At 69.8% G+C, this 17,170-nt stretch carries 12 protein-coding genes; 1 reads left to right on the forward strand and 11 read right to left on the reverse strand.

Features of this window, described 5'->3' with window-relative positions; translation table 11 throughout:
* Positions 1 to 21: 21 nt before the first annotated feature.
* From QSK37_RS17965 to QSK37_RS18005, 9 genes are all read right to left on the reverse strand, one after another.
* A complete protein-coding gene (locus QSK37_RS17965) occupies positions 22 to 2,004 on the reverse strand; it encodes an alpha-L-fucosidase (RefSeq protein ID WP_285622277.1) in 1,983 nt (660 codons plus the stop codon).
* A 74-nt stretch (positions 2,005 to 2,078) separates the two neighbouring features.
* Positions 2,079 to 3,458, reverse strand: coding sequence for a glycoside hydrolase family 10 protein (locus QSK37_RS17970; RefSeq protein ID WP_285622279.1), 1,380 nt, complete (start codon positions 3,456 to 3,458; stop codon positions 2,079 to 2,081).
* 13 nt (positions 3,459 to 3,471) lie between these two features.
* Complete coding sequence (locus tag QSK37_RS17975) at positions 3,472 to 4,794, reverse strand: glycoside hydrolase family 6 protein (RefSeq protein WP_285622281.1); 1,323 nt, start codon at positions 4,792 to 4,794, stop codon at positions 3,472 to 3,474.
* Positions 4,795 to 4,852: 58 nt separating this feature from the next.
* A complete protein-coding gene (locus tag QSK37_RS17980) occupies positions 4,853 to 6,193 on the reverse strand; it encodes an RICIN domain-containing protein (RefSeq protein WP_285622284.1) in 1,341 nt (446 codons plus the stop codon).
* Between the two features lie 36 nt (positions 6,194 to 6,229).
* A complete protein-coding gene (locus QSK37_RS17985; RefSeq protein ID WP_285622286.1) occupies positions 6,230 to 7,339 on the reverse strand; it encodes a ricin-type beta-trefoil lectin domain protein in 1,110 nt (369 codons plus the stop codon).
* Positions 7,340 to 7,622: 283 nt separating this feature from the next.
* Entirely contained in the window at positions 7,623 to 9,347 is a 1,725-nt protein-coding gene (locus QSK37_RS17990; RefSeq protein ID WP_285622289.1) for an amylo-alpha-1,6-glucosidase, read from the reverse strand.
* A gap of 34 nt (positions 9,348 to 9,381) precedes the next feature.
* The gene (locus QSK37_RS17995) at positions 9,382 to 10,200 is read right to left on the reverse strand and encodes a carbohydrate ABC transporter permease (RefSeq protein ID WP_285622291.1); all 819 of its coding nucleotides are present in this window, start codon (positions 10,198 to 10,200) and stop codon (positions 9,382 to 9,384) included.
* A complete protein-coding gene (locus tag QSK37_RS18000; protein ID WP_285622294.1) occupies positions 10,197 to 11,195 on the reverse strand; it encodes a carbohydrate ABC transporter permease in 999 nt (332 codons plus the stop codon). Before QSK37_RS18000 ends, QSK37_RS17995 begins: the two co-directional genes overlap by 4 nt.
* A 29-nt stretch (positions 11,196 to 11,224) precedes the next feature.
* Positions 11,225 to 12,481 (reverse strand): sugar ABC transporter substrate-binding protein, encoded by a 1,257-nt coding sequence (locus tag QSK37_RS18005; RefSeq protein ID WP_285622297.1) that lies wholly within the window; start codon positions 12,479 to 12,481, stop codon positions 11,225 to 11,227.
* Between the two features lie 376 nt (positions 12,482 to 12,857).
* Here QSK37_RS18005 and QSK37_RS18010 point away from each other — a divergent pair, with 376 nt between their 5' ends.
* Positions 12,858 to 13,871 carry a LacI family DNA-binding transcriptional regulator gene (locus tag QSK37_RS18010; RefSeq protein WP_285622301.1) on the forward strand — a complete coding sequence of 338 codons (1,014 nt, stop codon included), beginning with the start codon at positions 12,858 to 12,860 and terminating at the stop codon, positions 13,869 to 13,871.
* Between the two features lie 99 nt (positions 13,872 to 13,970).
* Here the strand turns inward: QSK37_RS18010 and QSK37_RS18015 are convergent, their stop codons facing one another.
* Positions 13,971 to 15,434 (reverse strand): endo-1,4-beta-xylanase, encoded by a 1,464-nt coding sequence (locus tag QSK37_RS18015; RefSeq protein WP_285622305.1) that lies wholly within the window; start codon positions 15,432 to 15,434, stop codon positions 13,971 to 13,973.
* 130 nt (positions 15,435 to 15,564) lie between these two features.
* Positions 15,565 to 17,121 (reverse strand): arabinofuranosidase catalytic domain-containing protein, encoded by a 1,557-nt coding sequence (locus QSK37_RS18020; protein ID WP_285622308.1) that lies wholly within the window; start codon positions 17,119 to 17,121, stop codon positions 15,565 to 15,567.
* Positions 17,122 to 17,170 lie beyond the last annotated feature (49 nt).

Genomic DNA, 17,170 nt, shown 5'->3' on the forward strand with positions numbered 1-17,170 from the left:
GGGAGTCGCGCGCCAGGGCACTCAGACCCCCGTGATGGTCCATTCGTTGTTGGTGCTGGAGTTCGGGGTCCACAGCACGGTGGTCGCGCCGGCCGTGGTGCTGCCCGCGCCGTCAAGGGCGGTGCCGGTGCCGCGGTTGATGATCTGGTAGCGGCCGTTGCCGACGTCGTTCAGCCGCCACTGCTGGTTGTCGCCGCCGTTCCAGGCCGCCTGCAGGCAGCTCGCACCGTTGGCGGTGTTGCCCCAGCTGTCGGCCACCATCCCGTTGGTGCGGTTGACGATGCGGTAGTAGCCGCTGCCCAGGTCCACCAGTTGCCACTGCAGGTTGGTCGACCCGTCGTAGCTCCACTGCTTGAGCACTGACCCCGACCCGACGTTCCCGCCGCTGTCCAGGACCAGCCCGCTGGTCACGTTGGCGATCCGCACCCAGCCGGTGGGGGTACCGCTCCCGCCCCCGAGCGCCGGGATCTGGCCGGAGAACGTCAGCTTGACCACGTACGCCAGGGCGCTGAACGGGGAGCCGGACGACGGCGTCGAGATGTGCAGGCCCGAGCCGTCCTGGCTACGGTTCGGCAGGTTCACGTACGAGCCGGCCGTCTGGTCGAGGAGTTGCACCGAGGCCAGGCTGCTCAGGTTGATGCGGCTCGAGCTCAGGGTCGTGATGGTCAGTGTGCTGCCGGGCCAGCCGAGCACGGTGGCGTACAGCACGGTGTTGGCCTTGTTACGGGTGAACCGGATGTCCTGGGCGGTCCCCTCCCGGGGAGTGGTGAAGGACCCCCCGCCCATCTGCGTCGGCCCCTCGCCGAACGCGCTCCAGGCCCGGGTCGCGTAGATGGACTCACCGAAGCGCTTGAGGTAGTCGCCCATGCCCCGCAGGATCGTCTGCTGCCCGGACGGGATGGTGCCGTCGGCCATCGGGGCGATGTTGAGCACCATGGTGCCGTTCTTGCTGACCCGGTCGATCAGCGCGTGCGTCATCGCCTTGGTCGAGTAGTAACCGATGCCGACGGTGTAACACCAGCTCGAGCTGGAGACGCTGTCGTCGGTCTGCCAGTACGGGGTCTGGATGCCGGCCGGGCCGCCGCGTTCGAAGTCGTAGACCTCGCCCTTGTTGTCGAAGCCGTCCTTGTAGGTCGCGACGACGTCCTTGTTCCAGGCGACGGCCTTGTTGTAGTAGTACGACAGGAAGTTCAGCCGCTGGGACTCCTGCACCAGGCTCAGATCGAAGTCCTGGTAGATGATGTCGGGCTGGTAGCCGTCGATGACCTCCTTGAGCTTGTCGTACCAGAGCTGGTTCTCGGCGCTCGTGCCGAGCTGGCCGTACAGCTTCTTCAGCGTCGTGGTCGACTGCGCCGGGACGTGGTCGTAGTAGCCGTTGAAGTGGTACGCGTGGTGCAGCGACACGTACAGCCTCATGCCCTTGGACCGGATGGCGTCGGCGTGCAGCCGCAGCAGGTCGAGCCTGGGCCCGGTCGCCACGGAGTTCCACTCGTTGGCGCTGCTGTTCCACATCGAGTAGCCGTCGTGGTGCTCGGCGACGGGACCGGCGAACCGGGCGCCGGCGTCGGCGAACAGCTGCGCCCACGCGTTCGGGTCCCAGTTACCGCCGGCGGACGTCAGCTTCGGCGCGAACTGCACGACGTTGCCGGCCTTGTCGCGGGCTCCGTTGATGAAGTTGTGGTACGGCCACACCGACGGGTCCCCGTAGGTGGCGATGTGATGGTTGTTCTCGGCCGAGCCGCCGATGTACATGTTCCGCGGATACCACTCGTTGCCGAACGCCGGGACGCTGAAGACGCCCCAGTGGTAGTAGATGCCGAACTTGGCGTCCTGGTACCACTCGGGCGCCGGCGGGTGCTGGTCGACCGACGACCAGCTCGCGGTGTAGCTGCTCGGCCCGGCGGTGGCCAAGGCGGTACGGAAGCCCAGCAGGCCGGCGGCGACGGTGACTCCGGCCGTGGCCAGCAGGCTCCGGCGGCTCAGCTCGAACCGGTAGGAAGACATGACGGGACCTTTCGGCGGGGCGGGGCACCGGCCGGACGCGTCGTTCGCACGTCCGGCCGGCGCCTGAGGGGTGATCAGCCGGTGGTGCAGGCGGTGCCGTTGAGCGCGAAGTTCGTGGGTACCGGGTTGCCGCTGTTCCAGGAGCCGTTGAACCCGAAGCTCGTGCTGCCGTTCGTGGGCAGGGAGCCGTTGTAGGAGACGTTCTTGGCGGTCACGTTCGAACCGCTTTGGGTCACGGTGGCGTTCCACGCCTGGGTGACCTGCTGGCCGGCGCCGAACGACCAGGTCAACGTCCAGCTCGAGACCGGATCGCCGAGATTGCTCACCTCCACGTTCGCGCCGAACCCGCCGGTCCACTGCGAGCTGATCGTGTACTTCACCGAGCACCCGCCGTCCCCCGATGGCGGCGGGGTGGGTGAATCTCCGCCGCCGTACGGGACACCGCCGCCGAGCGCGGACAGCACCGCGTCATAGGCGGCCTTCTTGTTGCCGTTGCCGTCGAACAGCAGCGGGTTGTCGCCGGAGCGCCAGGAGTCGCTGTCGCGGATGCCCCACACGGTGATGCCCGCGCAGCGGGAGACGTTCACGCAGTCCTTGACCGTATTGGAGTAGGCGCTCGCCGGTGCCTGGGCGATGTCGAGCTCGGTGAGCTGGACGTCGACGCCGAGGGCGGCGAAGTTCTGCAGCGTGGTCTGGAAGCTCGCCGGCGGACCGCCCGAACCGAAGTGGCTCTGGAAACCGACGCAGTCGATCGGCACACCACGGGCCTTGAAGTCCTTGACCATGGCGAACACGCCCTGGGTCTTGGCGTCGGACCAGTTCTCGATGTTGTAGTCGTTGTAACAGAGCTTCGCCGAGGGGTCGGCGGCCCGGGCGGTGCGGAACGCCTCTTCGATGAAGCCGTTGCCCAGCACGTTCTGGAAGACCGAGCTCCGGTGCTGGGTGCTGCCGTCGGCGAACGCCTCGTTCACCACGTCCCAGGCATAGATCTTTCCCTTGAAGTGGGTCATCTCGGTGGTGATGTGGTTGTCCATCACGCTGCGCAGCGTGTTCGCGTCACCGATGGAGCTGACCCAGCCGGGCAGTTGCTGGTACCACACGAGCGTGTGGCCGCGCATGCGCTGCCCGTGTGCCTGGGCATGGTTGACGATCTGGTCGGCGGGGCCGAAGTTGAACGAGCCGCGGGACGGCTCGGTGGTGTCCCACTTCATCTCGTTCTCCGGGGTGATCATGTTGAATTCCCGGTCGAGGATCGTGGAGTACGTCGAGTCGCCGAGCCGGCCGGCGGCCACCGCGGTGCCGAAGTAGCGTCCGGACGTCGCGGCCTGGGCGCCGAGCGTGGAGGCGGCCTGCGCGGGCCGGGGAACCAGCAGGGCGGCCCCGGCGACCGTGGCGGCGGCGGACACCACGGAGACGAGCGCCCATACCCGGTGGAGCCGGGCGACAGTTCTCATGGTCGGATTCCTTTCACGACGCCGTGCAGGTGACGGTGAGGGACGAGGCCGCGCCACTGGCGGTGAAGCCGGGCTGGGCGGTGCCGCCCGCGGCGAGCGCGCCGTTCCAGGAGACGTTGGTGACGGTCGCGGTGGAACCGCTGGTGGTCAGCGTGCCGTTCCACAGCTGGTTGATCGTCACTCCGCTCGGCAGGGTGAAGGTGAGCTTCCAGCCGCTGATCGCCGAGGATCCGGCGGTGACGGTGATCTGGCCCTGGAACCCGCCCTGCCACGAACTCGTCGTCTGGTAGGCCGCCGCGCACGTACGCCCATCCGGTGGCGGGTCGGTCGAGCCCGGCGGGTTCGGAGCCGAGCTGGCGAGGTTGTAAGCGAGGTCCGGGACGAAGCTGCCGGCCGCGTAGACGCATCCGTCGGCTTCGCCCGGCGGTTTGATCCACAGGTAGCCGTCGATGTTCTGGTCGCCGGTGCCGAGGGTGGGGTAGGCGCCGATGCGGTGGTCGGTGTTGTCGTCGCCGCACCAGTCGCCCGCCGCGCCGACCGCGCCGCCGTCGCGGCTGGTGTCGATGATCTGGTGCTTGCCGGAGATGCCCTGGGACTGCAGGTAGGAGATGATCGACCGGCCGTACGCGGCCTCGTTCGCCAGCGGCTGGAAGTTCGAGACGTCGGTGAAGAAGCCGTCGGCGTACTGGACGCCGGCGGCCTTCAGCCGGCTGCCCTGCTCGGCGGCGGAGTTCCAGGCCGAGTGGCCTCCGTCGAGGTAGACCTTGGCGTTCGCGTCGGCGCGTTTGACCGTCTGCACCGCCTGGGAGATCGCCTGGTCGCGGGCCGTGACCTCCGAGCCGCTCAGGCAGGTCTGCAGGGCCAGCGCGTCGGTCTCCAGCGCGACGATGACCGTCCGGCCGCCCAGGCCCTGGGCGAAGGCGCTGATCCACTGCTGGTACTGCCCGAGGTCGGGGGCACCACCGGCGCTGGCGCCGCCGCAGTCCCGGTTGGGGATCTCGTACACCGAGAAGACCGGGATCTGGTTCGCGGCGTTCGCCGCGGAGACGACACCGGACACCTCGGAGGTGACCGTGCCGGGGTTGAACGAGGAGAGCCAGTGGGCCTGCGGCTGGCTGGCGACCTTGTCGCGGATGACGGGAGTACGCGAGTCGTTCGGGTTGGCCTGCACCCAGCGCACCACCTGCGTGGTCGGGTCGCGGTACAGGGTGCCGGACAGCGCGCCGGCGCGGGCGTCCCCGGTGGCGAGGAGGCCGGCCGCCACGGCCGTGCAGGCCATGGCCACCGAGGCGACCGCCGCCTTCCAGCGGCCGTCGCGCCGAGGGTGATCGCTCATGATCCGTCCTTTCCGTCGGAGGGTTCGCAGGGCCGGGCGACCGCGGCCGGCGGGAGCGTCATCTCCGGGTCCACTTCTGGTCGCCCCCGCCGTTGCAGGTCCACAGCACGATCAGGGTGCCGTTGGCGGTCCCGGCGCCGTTGGCGTCGAGACACAGGCCGGACTGCGCGCCGACGACGGTCCCGTCGGCGTTCACGGTCCACTGCTGGTTGGCCTGGCCGTTGCAGTCCCAGATGATCACCTTCGTGCCGGGCGAGGTGCCGGCGCCCGAGGCGTCGAGGCACTTGCCGCCGTACACCTGGAGTTGCCGGGCCGAGGTCGGCGTCCACTGCTGGTTCGTGCCGCCGTTGCAGTCCCACAGCTCGACCTGCGTGCCGTTGGCCTGCGAGGCGTTCGGCACGTCCAGGCATCGGCCGGAGGCGGTGTTGACGAGGGCCGACGTCGAGGGAGGAGGCGGCGGCGAGGACCCGCCGCCGGCGAACTGCGTGAAGAAGCTCCAGACCACGCCGCTGGTCCAGGTCCGCCAGCCGTCACAGGTACAGCCGTCGATCGGGCCGGGGTCGTGCCCCGCCCCGTCGAACGCGGCCCACACGACCGGGTACCCGGTCCGGCAGCCCGAGTAGGCGGTCACGATGTGCGTCAGGCTGCCGTTCGCCGGCTCGGGCGGGTTCTGTGCCGTGCAGCCGTTGTTCCGCACGAACGTGTCGCGCAGGGCGCGGCCCGACGCGATGGGCAGGACGTTGTCCCGGATGCCGTGCAGTCCGATGTAGGCGACGGGCTGCGTCCCGCCGCTGCATCCGCTGAGGTTCGCGCCGGAGTAGACCGCGACCGCGCGGAAGACGGTGGGCCGGGCGCAGGCGAGCGCGTACGTCATCGCGCCGCCGTAGCTGAACCCGGAGGAGAACACCTGGGAGGTGTCGACGCACAGGCCGCCTTCGAGCTGGCGGAGCAGGTCGTCGACGAAGGTCAGGTCCTGGCCGCCGGAGTTGGCCCAGCCGTTGTTGATGCCCTGGGGGGCCACGAAGATCGTGGTGTTGCCGTCGCCGTCCGCCAGCCGGCGCAGGCCGTAGTAGGACCAGTTGTAGCCGTCGGTGCCGCCAGAGTCGACGTCGTTCGCCGTGCCGCCGTTCCAGTGGAACCCGAAGACCAGCCGGTACGGGTGGTTGCTGTCGTAGCCGGCGGGCACCCGCAGGATGTAGCTGCGGTTCTGGCCGCCGCTCTGGATCGTGTGCGTACCGCTCGCGAGGGTCGGGGCCTTGCCGCATCCGGCGGTCGCCGCCGCGGGGCGGACGGCGGACGGCGGTGTTCCCCGGACGCCGCCGGCGAGCGCCGTTCCGCCCAGCGCGAGCACGACGAGCGCCGCGACCATGGCGGGGATGAGAAGGATCTTCGCTTTCATCGGGTCTTCCTTCGTCGTCGTTCGGTAGGCGGTCGGCTAGCTCAGGCTCCACTTCTGGTTGCTGCCGCCGTTGCAGGTCCACAGCTGGACCGGGGCGCCGTTGGCGGTCGAGGCTCCGGTCACGTCCAGGCACAGGCCGGACTGGACGCCGGTGATGGTGCCGTTCGCGTTGAGCTGCCACTGCTGGTTCGCGCCGCCGTTGCAGTCCCAGATCTCGACCTTGGTGCCCGCGGTGGTCCGGTTGTCGTACGCGTCCAGGCACTTGGCGCCGCCGTAGACGGTGAGCCGGCCGCCCGAGGAGGACCAGGTCTGGCCGGCGCCGCCGTTGCAGTCGTAGATCTGCAGCTGGGTGCCGTTGGTCCGCGTGGCGTTCGGGACGTCCAGGCACCGGCCCGCCCCGACGGCGTGGATCGCCCCGGACGTGGTGCCGGTGGCGTCGCCGATGCTGCCGGGCACCGACTTCAGGGCGGCGTACCAGGTGGCGGCCATCTTGTCGTAACCGGTGGCGTTCGGATGCACGCCGTCGGCCAGGTCCGCGGTGGTCAGCGCGGAGTGCATGTCGACCAGATGCACGTGCTGCCCGGCGGCGGCCTTGCTCTGCACGATGCCGGGAATCGCGGCGTCGAACGTGCGGACGTTCGCCTCCTGGCCCGCGTTGGCGAGCGGGATGATCGTCGCGACGAAGACCTCGGCGGTCGGCGCGTTCGCGGTGATGTGGTCGATCAGCGCCGAAAGCCGGGCGGGGGCGCCGCCCACGTCGTGGTTCTGGATGACGTCGTTGGTGCCGATGTGCAGCAGCACGGTGTGCGGCGTGTAGGTGCGCAGCCAGCCGGCGATGTTCGCGTCGATCTGGTCGATGCGCCAGCCCGAGTGCCCCTCGTGGTCGTGGTCGCCGAGAGTGGCCGGACCTCCGGACAGCGACCCGACGAAGTCGACCTTGTACCCGTCGTTGACGAACCGCTGCCAAAGGCCGGTCCGGTACGCGCCGGGCACGGTGATGCCATCGGTGATCGAGTCACCGAGCGGCATGACCCTCACGCCACCGTTGGACTCGGCGTAGGCGGCCGTACGAGCCGCGGTGAGCGAACCCACCGCAAGGAGAAGCGCGGCCAGCGCACCGGCCCATCGCAGGATGTGTCCGCGCATCACTCACCTCAGCACGTGCATGTGGGCGACACCGCTCGACCGGCGACGTCGATGAAGTCGTCGAATCGATTCGCGCAACCGATTCGACGGGAGGTTACGACTCGCGGCGAAAACCGGTCAACGTCCCCTTCTTCGCGCTTCTCGGCAAGGCGGCGTCAAATGGTGCGCGCCGACCATTCGCGCTGGTGAGCGGGTCGGAGCACACCCGCCGCCCGGCTCAGAACGGCGCTCTGCTTTCACCGCGGTTTTCATCGGGGCGGACGAGCGTACGGCGGCAAGGCGGTCACCGCGGCGCCGAGGCACGGCGTCGCTCGTACGCCTCCGCCAGAATCAGGTAGCCGCTCGCGGTCCAGGTGTAGGCGCGGTCGCGAAGCCCTTCGCCGGTCAGGGCGTCGAAGTTCTCCGCGAAACCGGATCGCTCGCACAGGGCGCGGAAGCGACTGCTGACGTCGGCGGCGAGGTCGGTGAACCCGCCTCGGCGCAGGCCGTCCTCGATGAGGACGGTGGACGGCGCCCAGATGGGGCCGCGCCAGTAGCCGTCGGGCCGATAGTGGCCGGATGACGACAGCTCGGAGGCGAGGCCGTGCGGGGTGAGATGCGCCCGGATCCGTTCGGCGAGCGCGGTGCGCGGCCCGGTGGCCAATGCGTCACCCAGGACGATCGCCATGAGGTCGAGCAGGCTGGAACTCATCCAGGTGTGCCGCGACCCGACCGCCCGGGCCACGAACCGGTCCCCCGCCCACAACTGCCGCAGCATCGCGTCGCACATCCGGTCCGCGGCCCGGCGCCAGGCGACGGCGTCCGCTTCGAGCCCCAGCTCGCGGGCGAGATCGGCGAGCTCGCGCATCTGCAGGACGAGGAACGCCGCCAGGTCCGAGGTCTGGATGACGTGGTCCGGGTCGAAGGTCGTCGCGTTGTCCCAGCCGCTGTCGTTGCCATGGTGGTAGTGCGGAAGGGTGTCGCCGGGCGCGACCCGGGCGGTGAGCCAGAAGTTCGTCCACGCCTCGAGCTGCCGGTACACGAGCGACACGACGGCCCGGTCGACGTCGTGGGGAAGGCGTTCCCTGAGGCGGCGGAAGGCCCAGCCGTGGATGGGGGGCTTCACGAAGTTGTAGAGGACCTCGGAGTGGGTCACCGAGTCGGGCAGGCAGCCCGCTCCGTTCTGATGGTCGAACACGAGACGGAACTGGTCCAGCGCCAGCTCCGGCACGCCGTTCGCCAGCGCGAGCGCGTTGAAGCAGTGATCCCAGCTCCAGACCTTGTCCATCCAGTGTTTCGACATGAGCACCGCCGGGCGTTTCAGGAAGCCCGCCGGCCGCACCGTGGCGGACCACAGCACGTACGCGGCGAGCTCAGCGGCCGGCGTGTCGGCGCTGCGCCACGGCGCGACCGCGTCGACGAAGACCGCGAACTCCGCCTCCACCGACGCGACGACCTCGTCGAACGTGGCGGAGGGCGCGTACGGCTCGCGCTCGCCGTCGGCCTCCTCGACGAGGATCTCCCAGGGGCCGCCGTCGTCGGCCAGATGGAGCCCTCGCTCAGCCCGTCCCAGCGCCTGGACGCCCGCGGCCTCGGGCGGACGGCCGGTCAGCACGGTCACCCGGTAGCGCCGGCCGGTCTCGTACGAGGTGAACACGTGCGCGCCGTCGACCGGGTCGCGGTAGAGGTAGGTGCCGCTGAAGGGCGTCAGCTCGGGTTCGGCCGAGCTGACACGCAGGCCGAGCCCTCGTCCCCGCAGCCGGATGGCGTCGGCCCGCCCATAGGCCAGGTCCACGCGGCCGCGGCCGTGGACCCAGGACAGCCGGCTCGGTGTCGCCTCGACCGTCGCCTCGACGCGAGCTCCGCCCACCGTGGGGACGAAACGGAGCACGGGGTGCATCCCCGTCTGGTGTGAGACGAGATGCAGGTCGTCGGCATACGTGTGCGGCGCGACGACCGGGGAGACGCCGAACCACGAGCCGTGATAGCTGAAGGGGATCTCCTGGACGGAGAAGGCCGGGATCGACATGTTCGGGCTTTCTCGTTTCTCTCGGGGCGAGCCGTCAGTCCTTCACCGCTCCGGCCGTGACGCCCGCCGCGACATAGCGCTGGGCGATGATCAGGAGTGCGGTGGCGGGAATCGAGGCCACGACGGCGGTCGCCATGATGGCGTTCCACTGCTGGTCGTTGTTGCCGATGTAGTGGTAGATCCCGAGGGTGATCGGCCGACGGTCACCGCCGCCGTCGAGGGTGCTGGCGAAGACGAAGTCGGACCACGCCCACAGAAACGAGAAGAGCGAGACCGTGACGATCGCGTTGCGGCTCACCGGCAGGACGATCGACCAGAAGATCCGCAACCGGCCGGCCCCGTCGATCGTGGCCGCCTGCAGCAGCTCGTCGGGGATCCCGGTCATGAACGCGGCGAAGACCAGTACTCCGAACGGGACGGCGATGGTGGAGTCGGCGACGACCAGACCCACCGGGTTGTCGAGCACGCCGAGCGAGAGGTAGATGGAGTAGAAGCCCATCGCCATGATGATCCCGGGCACCATCTGCGCGATCAGAAGCACGAAGCCCAGCACGCCGGCACCGCGCGGGCGGAGCTTGGCCATCGAGTATCCGGCCGGCGCCGACACCAGCAGGGTCAGCACGACGGTGCCGGCACCGATGAACAAGCTCGTGCCGAGGTGGGGCAGTTGCTGGTCGACGACGGCCCGATACCCCGCGACCGTGCCGTGGACCGGGAACCAGTCGGGCGGGCTCTTGCGCATGTCCCGGTCACGGGTGAACGACACGTTGATCATCCAGTAGACGGGGAAGAGCATCAGAGCGGTCAGCACCAGGCCGATGGCCGTCTTCCACCAGGTGGCCCTGCCGGTCATATCGATTGCCGCCTTCGCTGGAGCCGGACGTACAGCAGGCCGAACACCAGCGCGATCACGATCAGCAGGTTGCCGACGGCCGCGCCGGGCCCGAACGAGGGCAGCAGAGTCCCGAACCCCAGCCGGTACGACCAGGTGGCGAACGTGGTCGACGAGCCGGCCGGTCCGCCCCTCGTCATGATCCAGATGATGTCGAACACCTTCAGGGTGTAGATGAGGCCGAGGAGGAGGGTGATGGCGGAGACCGGCCGGAGCAGCGGGAAGGTCACCCGCCAGAACCGCTGCCAGCCGTTCGCCCCGTCCAGGGCGGCGGCCTCGTACAGCGAGACGGGGATCGTCTGCAGCCCGCTGTAGAGCACGACCAGGTTGAACGGGACGCCGATCCAGATGTTCGCGATGATCACCGACGTCAGCGACCACTGCGGAGACGTGAGCCAGTTGACCGGACCGATCCCGAGCCGGTGCAGCATGGCGTTCACGACGCCGGAGTCGCTGTTCAGCATCCACGACCACGTGGACGCCGACACGATCAACGGCAGCAGCCACGGTACGAGGAACAGCGCGCGCAACGTCGCCGACAGCCGGAAGTGCCGGCTGAAGAACACGGCCAGCCCCATGCCGATCGTGAACTGGAACGCCAGCGACACCAGCGTGAAGACCATGGTGTGCACCAGCGCGGGCACGAAGATCGGGTCGTGGACGACGGTGGTGTAGTTCTTCGCCCCGGTGAACGGCGCGCCGCCACGCACGAACGACCGCACCGTGTAGTTCCGCAGGCTCAGGTCGAGGTTGCGGTACAGCGGGTACGCGTAGAAGAGCACGAGGTACGCGAGGACCGGGGCGAGGAACGCCCAGGCCGTCCACCGGCCCGAGCGGGCCCGCGCCGGCCGAGCCCGCGCGTGCGCCCGGGCCGCCGCCGTGCCGGCCGCGTCGCCGTGTCCGTCCGCCGGCCGCCGTCGCCGCGCCTCCCCCGGCGCCCGGATCAGGTCGCTCATTCCGCCGTCCCCTCGTCGCGAGCCGGGGCTCACCGAGTCGCGGCGGCCGCCGCGGACTGCGCGGCCGACAGTGCCGCCTGCGGCGGCTTCGATCCGCTGAGCGCCGCCTGCACCGCCGTCCACATCGGCTGGGAGATCTTGGGGTACTTGGTGCCCAGGCCGTCGCCGGTGCGCGCCTTCGCCGCACGTACGGCGTCCACCCACACCTTCAGGCCGGGCTCCGACGCGACCTGCTTGGCCTGCACCACGCCGGTCGGTGCGACGTACGACAGCGTCCTGTCGGTCGTGTACAGATTGCCGGTGTTGGTCAGGCAGGCCACCAGCTTCTCCGAGGTCGCGTATCGGCTGGTCTTCCTCTGTACGGGGACCGTGACGAACTCGCCGCCCGTCGGCGCCGGTGCGGTGCCGCCGTGCTCGGCCGGTATGGGGATGATGCCGTAGTCGAAGCCCACCCTCTCGGCGTTCGCGAGCTGCCAGGTGCCGTTCTCGCCGAACGCGTACCTGCCGGTCGCGAACTCCTGCCAACTCGTCGTCTGGGTGTTGTTCAACACCGAGTTCGGCGCGTACCCCTTCCTCAGCCAGCCGGTCCACAGCGACAGCGCCGCCACACCGGCCGGGGAGTCCAGCCGGGTCAACTGGGCGCCCGCGCCCCAGAACCACGGCAGGAACTGGAAGCTGCCCTCCTCAGTGCCGATGGCCGAGAACGTGATGCCCTTCTTTCCCGCCGCGGTGATTTTGGCCAGCGCGGTGGTCAGGGAGGCCCAGTCCCGCACCGACGCGGCGTCGACGCCGGCGCTCTTGAGGACCGCCTTGTTGTAGAAGAGGGCGAGGGTGTTGGCGCCGATCGGGACGCCGTACGTCTGCCCGCCGACCCGTCCGGCGCCGAGCAGGTTCGGCTCGATCGCGGACGTGACGATCCGCGCCTGGTCGTTGGGGACGAGCACGCCCGCCTCGGCGAGAGTGGAGACCACGGGGTTGTCGACGACCAGCACATCGGGGGCGTTGCCCTGTTGCGCGGCGAGCAGGGCCTTGGTCGTCAGGTCGGTCGTGTCGAAACCGGTCCGCCTGACGGTCACTCCCGCGTCGCCGCCGCACCTGTCGAGCAGCCGCGCCCATGCCGAGCCCTTGTCGAACTGGGGATAGGGGTCCCAGATCGTGTACGTACCGCTCCCCGACCGGGATCCGGCTCCGTCGTCCGATGACGCGCAGCCGGCCACGCCGCCGGACAGTACGGCGGCGACCAGTCCGAGACCGGCGACGTGTCGCCACAACGGTCGTGTCCTCACGGGATTCTCCCCTCTCGCGCGTTCGGCGCCCGCCGGACCGGACGGCTTCCGCACCGCTCTTCGCACGGGGAGTCGAACCGGTTCGCGTCGGTTCGCCCGAACATAAGCCCGCATCCCCGTGGGGTCAATGGGCCGCGGCCGGTTCGCCGGCCGGGGCGACGGCGCAGGATCGGATCGGCCGTTCCCCAGTGGTGGTCAGCGAGATGCCCGCCCGGTGCGGCCGTCGCGTACGAGGCCGACGCGCCCCGCACCCCTGGGCCCGGATGGCGGCCCGGCGTAGACTGGCCACCTCCGAACCGGTTCGCGCCCATGCGACGGTCGGCCGTCCGCGAACTCTGCTCCGGAGGCATGTTTGAGTCGGTTCGAAACATCGTCGGTGAACATCGGTGAGGTGGCGCGCCGCGCCAAGGTCTCGCGCAGCACCGTCTCGTACGCTCTGTCCGGTAAGCGGCCGGTCTCGGAGAGCACGCGCCGGCGCATCCAGCGGGTGATCGAAGAGATGGGGTACCGGCCGAACGCCTCCGCCCGCGCGCTGGCCCGTGGCGAGACCAGGACCCTTGGCCTGGTCTTCCCGCCCGCCGGCAACCACTACACCGACATGCAGCTCGACTTCATCGGTGGGGTCACGGAGGCCGCCGCGGGCCGCGACTACGACGTGCTGTTGTCCGTGGCCGACGCGGGCGAGGAACGATCCTTCCAGCGTCTGATCGGAGAGCGGCGCGTCGACGGCGCGATCCTCATGGAGATCCGGCTGCACGACGCCCGCGTCGAGCGGATGCGCGAGAGCGCCTTCCCCTTCGTCACGATCGGCCGCATCAGCGACCCTGACGGCACGGCCTGGGTCGATCTGGACTACCGAACCCTGGTACGCCGGTGTGTGCAGCATCTGTCCGACCTGGGCCACCGGCGGCTGGCGTTCGTCAACCGGTCCGAGGCGCTCCTGCGGTCGGGGTACGAGTCGGCCCACCGCGGGCAGGACGGATTCGATCTGGCCGTCCGCGAGCTCGGCCTGAACGGCGCCGCCTACCCCTGTGAGGACGACGCCATGGGCGGCGAGCGGTGCGCGGCACGGATCCTGGCCGACCATCCCGAGACCACCGGCATCGTCACCGTCAACGAGGCGTCCCTGGGCGGGCTGTACCGAGGGATCACCGCCGCGGGCCGTACGATCCCGCGTGACATGTCCGTCACGGGCATCGCCGGCGCCCGGTGGGCCGACGCGGTGACCCCGGCGCTGACCGCGGCCGACGTGCCCGCCCGGGAGATGGGCCGGATCGCCATCGACCTGTTGCTGGAGCGCATCGCCGGCGCTCCCGCGCGCGACCGCCTCCTCGTGCCTCCCATCGTGTTGCGGGCCAGTACGGGCACCGCTCCCCGCCTCGCCCCCTGATCGGGACGGTGAGCCGTCGGCGGCGCCCGGTCCGGGTCGTGCCGGGCCGGCGTACGATGCCGGCCCGGCACAGGCGTCATACCGGCGAGTCGCCACTCGTCATCCGAGGGTCCACTGCTGGTTGCCGCCGCCGTTGCAGGTCCACAGCTGGACCAGGGCGCCGTTGGCGGTCGACGCTCCGCTCACGTCCAGGCACAGGCCGGACTGCACACCGGTCACGGTGCCGTTCGCGTTGAGCTGCCACTGCTGGTTCGCGCCGCCGTTGCACGGCCAGGTCTCGACCTTCGTTCCGGGCGAGATCTGCTTGTTGTAGGCGTCCAGGCAGAGGGTCGAGCCGCCGATCTGGACGGTGAGCTCGTTCGCGGCGGTGTGCGTCCACATCTGGTTGCTCGCGCCGGAGCAGGCCCAGATCTGCAGCTGGGTACCGGCCGTGGTGCTGGAGTTCGGCACGTCGAGGCACTTGCCCGCGCTCACCGCGTGCAGTTCGCCGCCGCCACCGCCCGAAGAGGAGCCGCCGAGAGCGGTGACGGTGGCGTTGTAGGCCGGTTTGGGCTGGTAGTTGGAGTCGTACATCGTGGCGGCACCGTAACCGGGGAACGTGCCGGGAATCCACGAGTGCCCGTCGTCGACGCCCCACTGGGAGACGCCGACGCAGCGGGACACCGCCAGACAGTCGTTGACCACGGTGCCGTAGTCGGTGGCCTGCTGCGCAAGGGCGGAACCGGAGGCCGGCAGCTGGATGCGGTCGTCGAGCTCGGTGACGGCCACGTCCAGGCCGAGAGCGGCGAACCGCTGCATGTTGGCCGGCATCGAGGAGGGGACCTGCCCGACGATGAAGTGACTCTCCAGTCCGATGCCGTTCAGCGGGACGCCCTGGGACAGCAGCGACTGCGCCAGGTTGTACATCCCGTTGCTCTTGGCGTTCTCCCCTTCGATGTTGTAGTCGTTCAGATACAGCTTCGCGTTCGGGTCGGCCGCGTGCGCCGTCCGCAACGCCTCGGCGATGTACCCGCTGCCCATCGCGTTGGAGAACGCGTCCGCCCGCAGGCTGCCGTCCTCGTTGAACGGCTCATTCACCACATCCCAGGCGTACACCTTCCCCTTGTAGTGGGTCGCCTCGGTCGTGATGTGCGCGTCCATCGCCGACTTGACCTGGTTTGAGGGAAGGCTGGACACCCAACCCGGTAACTGGGCGTGCCACACCAGGTTGTGCCCCCGCACCCGCATGCCGTGCGCCTGGGCGAAATTGAGGATCTGGTCGCCCGGCCCGAAGTTGTAGGACCCGTTCGAGGGCTCGGTCGTGTCCCACTTCATCTCGTTGCCCGGGGTGACCATGTCGAACTGCGCCGTCGCGACGTTCATCTCGCCGCTGACGCCCAGATCGCCGGCCGTCAGCGCGGTGCCGAAGTACCGCCCCTTCGCCTCGGCGAGGCTTTTCAGCGTCGTCGCCGCCCGAGCCGGCGCGGCGCCGAGCGCCATGAACATCACCACGATCATCGCCACCCCCGCCGCGAAGGCGGGCCGGCCGTTTCTCGGTCTGCGCGCGGTTTCATTCCGGGTCACATCGGTACCTCCATTTCGGATGGGGTCACGGCCGTTCACCGCACGGGTCGGCTGGCCGGCAGGCGGGCGCGGCGTGACCTCGGCGTCGCCCGCCTGCCGGAGAACGGGGTGTCGGGTTCGGGGCCCGTCGTCAGCGCGGAGTGAAGTCCTGGTTTCCGCCGGCCACGTTCTTGCACGGCCACTGGTCCAGCTGCTGGCCGGTATTGCTCGCCGCGCCATAGACGTCGAGGCACAGGCCGCTGTTCTGGTTCTGGAACGCCCACGACCCATCGGACTGCGCCACCGGCCGCCACATCGAACCCGCCGCGCCGTTGCGCGCCTGCTGCACGATGTCCGGCACTCCCTGAGAGGTCGAGCCGTTCGCGACGGCCACCACCAGACCCGAGTTCTGCGCCTGCAACTCCCCATAACCGTTGGACCCAGGCAGGAACTGGAACTGCTGGTTGCTCTGCCCGTTACACGACCACTGGTCGATCGCGGCACCCGACGCACCCGAATTGCCGTACACGTCCAGGCACAGGCCGTTGTTGCCCACCACCAGCTGGTGGTAGCCGCTCGGGAAGGAGCCGCCCGTGCCGCCCCCTGCCCCGTACCCTGCGGCCACCAGGTTGGCCTGCACCGCGTTCTCGGTCGCGTCGGAGGGGTAGCCGGAGACCATGGCGCCCTCGTAGAAGGTGCCGGCGCTGAGGTTGGCGCCGCCACCGGGCTTGCAGCAGTCACCGCCGCTGCCGAGCACGATGGCGCCCTGCTTCTTCATGGGGCTGTACCCGTTCGGAAGGCCGCCGTCCCACAGGGTGGTGAGACCACCGGACTGGGCGTCCCCGCCCTTGATGGCGAATCGCGAGGTGCCGTTGTTCTTCAGCATCGCCGTGACGTACCGGTTGGTGAAGGCCTGCTGGTTCGGGTTCCAGGACTGGCTTCCACCGGGGTACAACCCCCACTCCAGGTCCGCCTGCACCCAGGGGCCCGAACCGGAGCAGCCGCCGAACCAGCACGAGGTGCTGAAGTTGATCGCATCCATGGCGCCGGCGTTGTCCGCCTTGCGGTCGGTCTCGCTGTTGCCGTAGTCGAAGCAGCAGCCACCGTTGACGTGCGTGCCGCTGGTCACCATGTACATGCCCTCGGGCGCGGTGCCGGTCGGTACGCCCGTCGAGTGGCCGTCCCTCCAGTAGCTGTTACCGGGGTTGATGTAGAGCGAGTAGGCCTTGTTGCCGGCGACCGTCAGGGACTCGGACGTCGCCTTCGCCGGGCTGCTCTGGCTGGACCCGGGCACCGTGCTGGATCCCTGGTACCACAGATCGTTGCCATGCCCGGACTGGTCGTAGACGACGGTGATGACGCATGTGGTGCCGGCGCAGAAGGAGTCCTGGGCCGCGGCGTCGGCGAAGCCGCCCGCGCTCAGGACGCCGATGTTCCTCGTCGCGCTGTCCGAGGAACGCCGGACCTGGTAGAGGTTGCCGCCGTACGAGCCGTAGAGCGCGCGCACCGTGCTGTGCGCGGCGACGCACGGCGTGCCGCCCGCGGCGTAGATGTCACAGGGGCCCGTGCCGGCCGCCGAGGCCGGTGTCGACCACGCCGCCACGGCCGTGATCAGCAGGGCCAGAACGGCCACCACATACGCGGCGACCGGTGACCGCCGTCTTTCGCCGGCGACACGGCCGATTGGACGGAGAGATGAGGTCTGCACAGTTCTGCTCCTTGGGGCCCGGCTCCGCTCAGCCGGTCGGGGGACGGCC

It is taken from the genome of Actinoallomurus iriomotensis (genome assembly GCF_030269445.1).
GTDB lineage: Bacteria > Actinomycetota > Actinomycetes > Streptosporangiales > Streptosporangiaceae > Actinoallomurus > Actinoallomurus iriomotensis.

Coding starts and splice junctions, on each gene's coding strand:
- QSK37_RS17965 (WP_285622277.1), bottom strand. CDS start 2,004: ATGTCTTCCTACCGGTTCGAGCTGAGCCGCCGGAGCCTGCTGGCCACG.
- QSK37_RS17970 (WP_285622279.1), bottom strand. CDS start 3,458: ATGAGAACTGTCGCCCGGCTCCACCGGGTATGGGCGCTCGTCTCCGTG.
- QSK37_RS17975 (WP_285622281.1), bottom strand. CDS start 4,794: ATGAGCGATCACCCTCGGCGCGACGGCCGCTGGAAGGCGGCGGTCGCC.
- QSK37_RS17980 (WP_285622284.1), bottom strand. CDS start 6,193: ATGAAAGCGAAGATCCTTCTCATCCCCGCCATGGTCGCGGCGCTCGTC.
- QSK37_RS17985 (WP_285622286.1), bottom strand. CDS start 7,339: ATGCGCGGACACATCCTGCGATGGGCCGGTGCGCTGGCCGCGCTTCTC.
- QSK37_RS17990 (WP_285622289.1), bottom strand. CDS start 9,347: ATGTCGATCCCGGCCTTCTCCGTCCAGGAGATCCCCTTCAGCTATCAC.
- QSK37_RS17995 (WP_285622291.1), bottom strand. CDS start 10,200: ATGACCGGCAGGGCCACCTGGTGGAAGACGGCCATCGGCCTGGTGCTG.
- QSK37_RS18000 (WP_285622294.1), bottom strand. CDS start 11,195: ATGAGCGACCTGATCCGGGCGCCGGGGGAGGCGCGGCGACGGCGGCCG.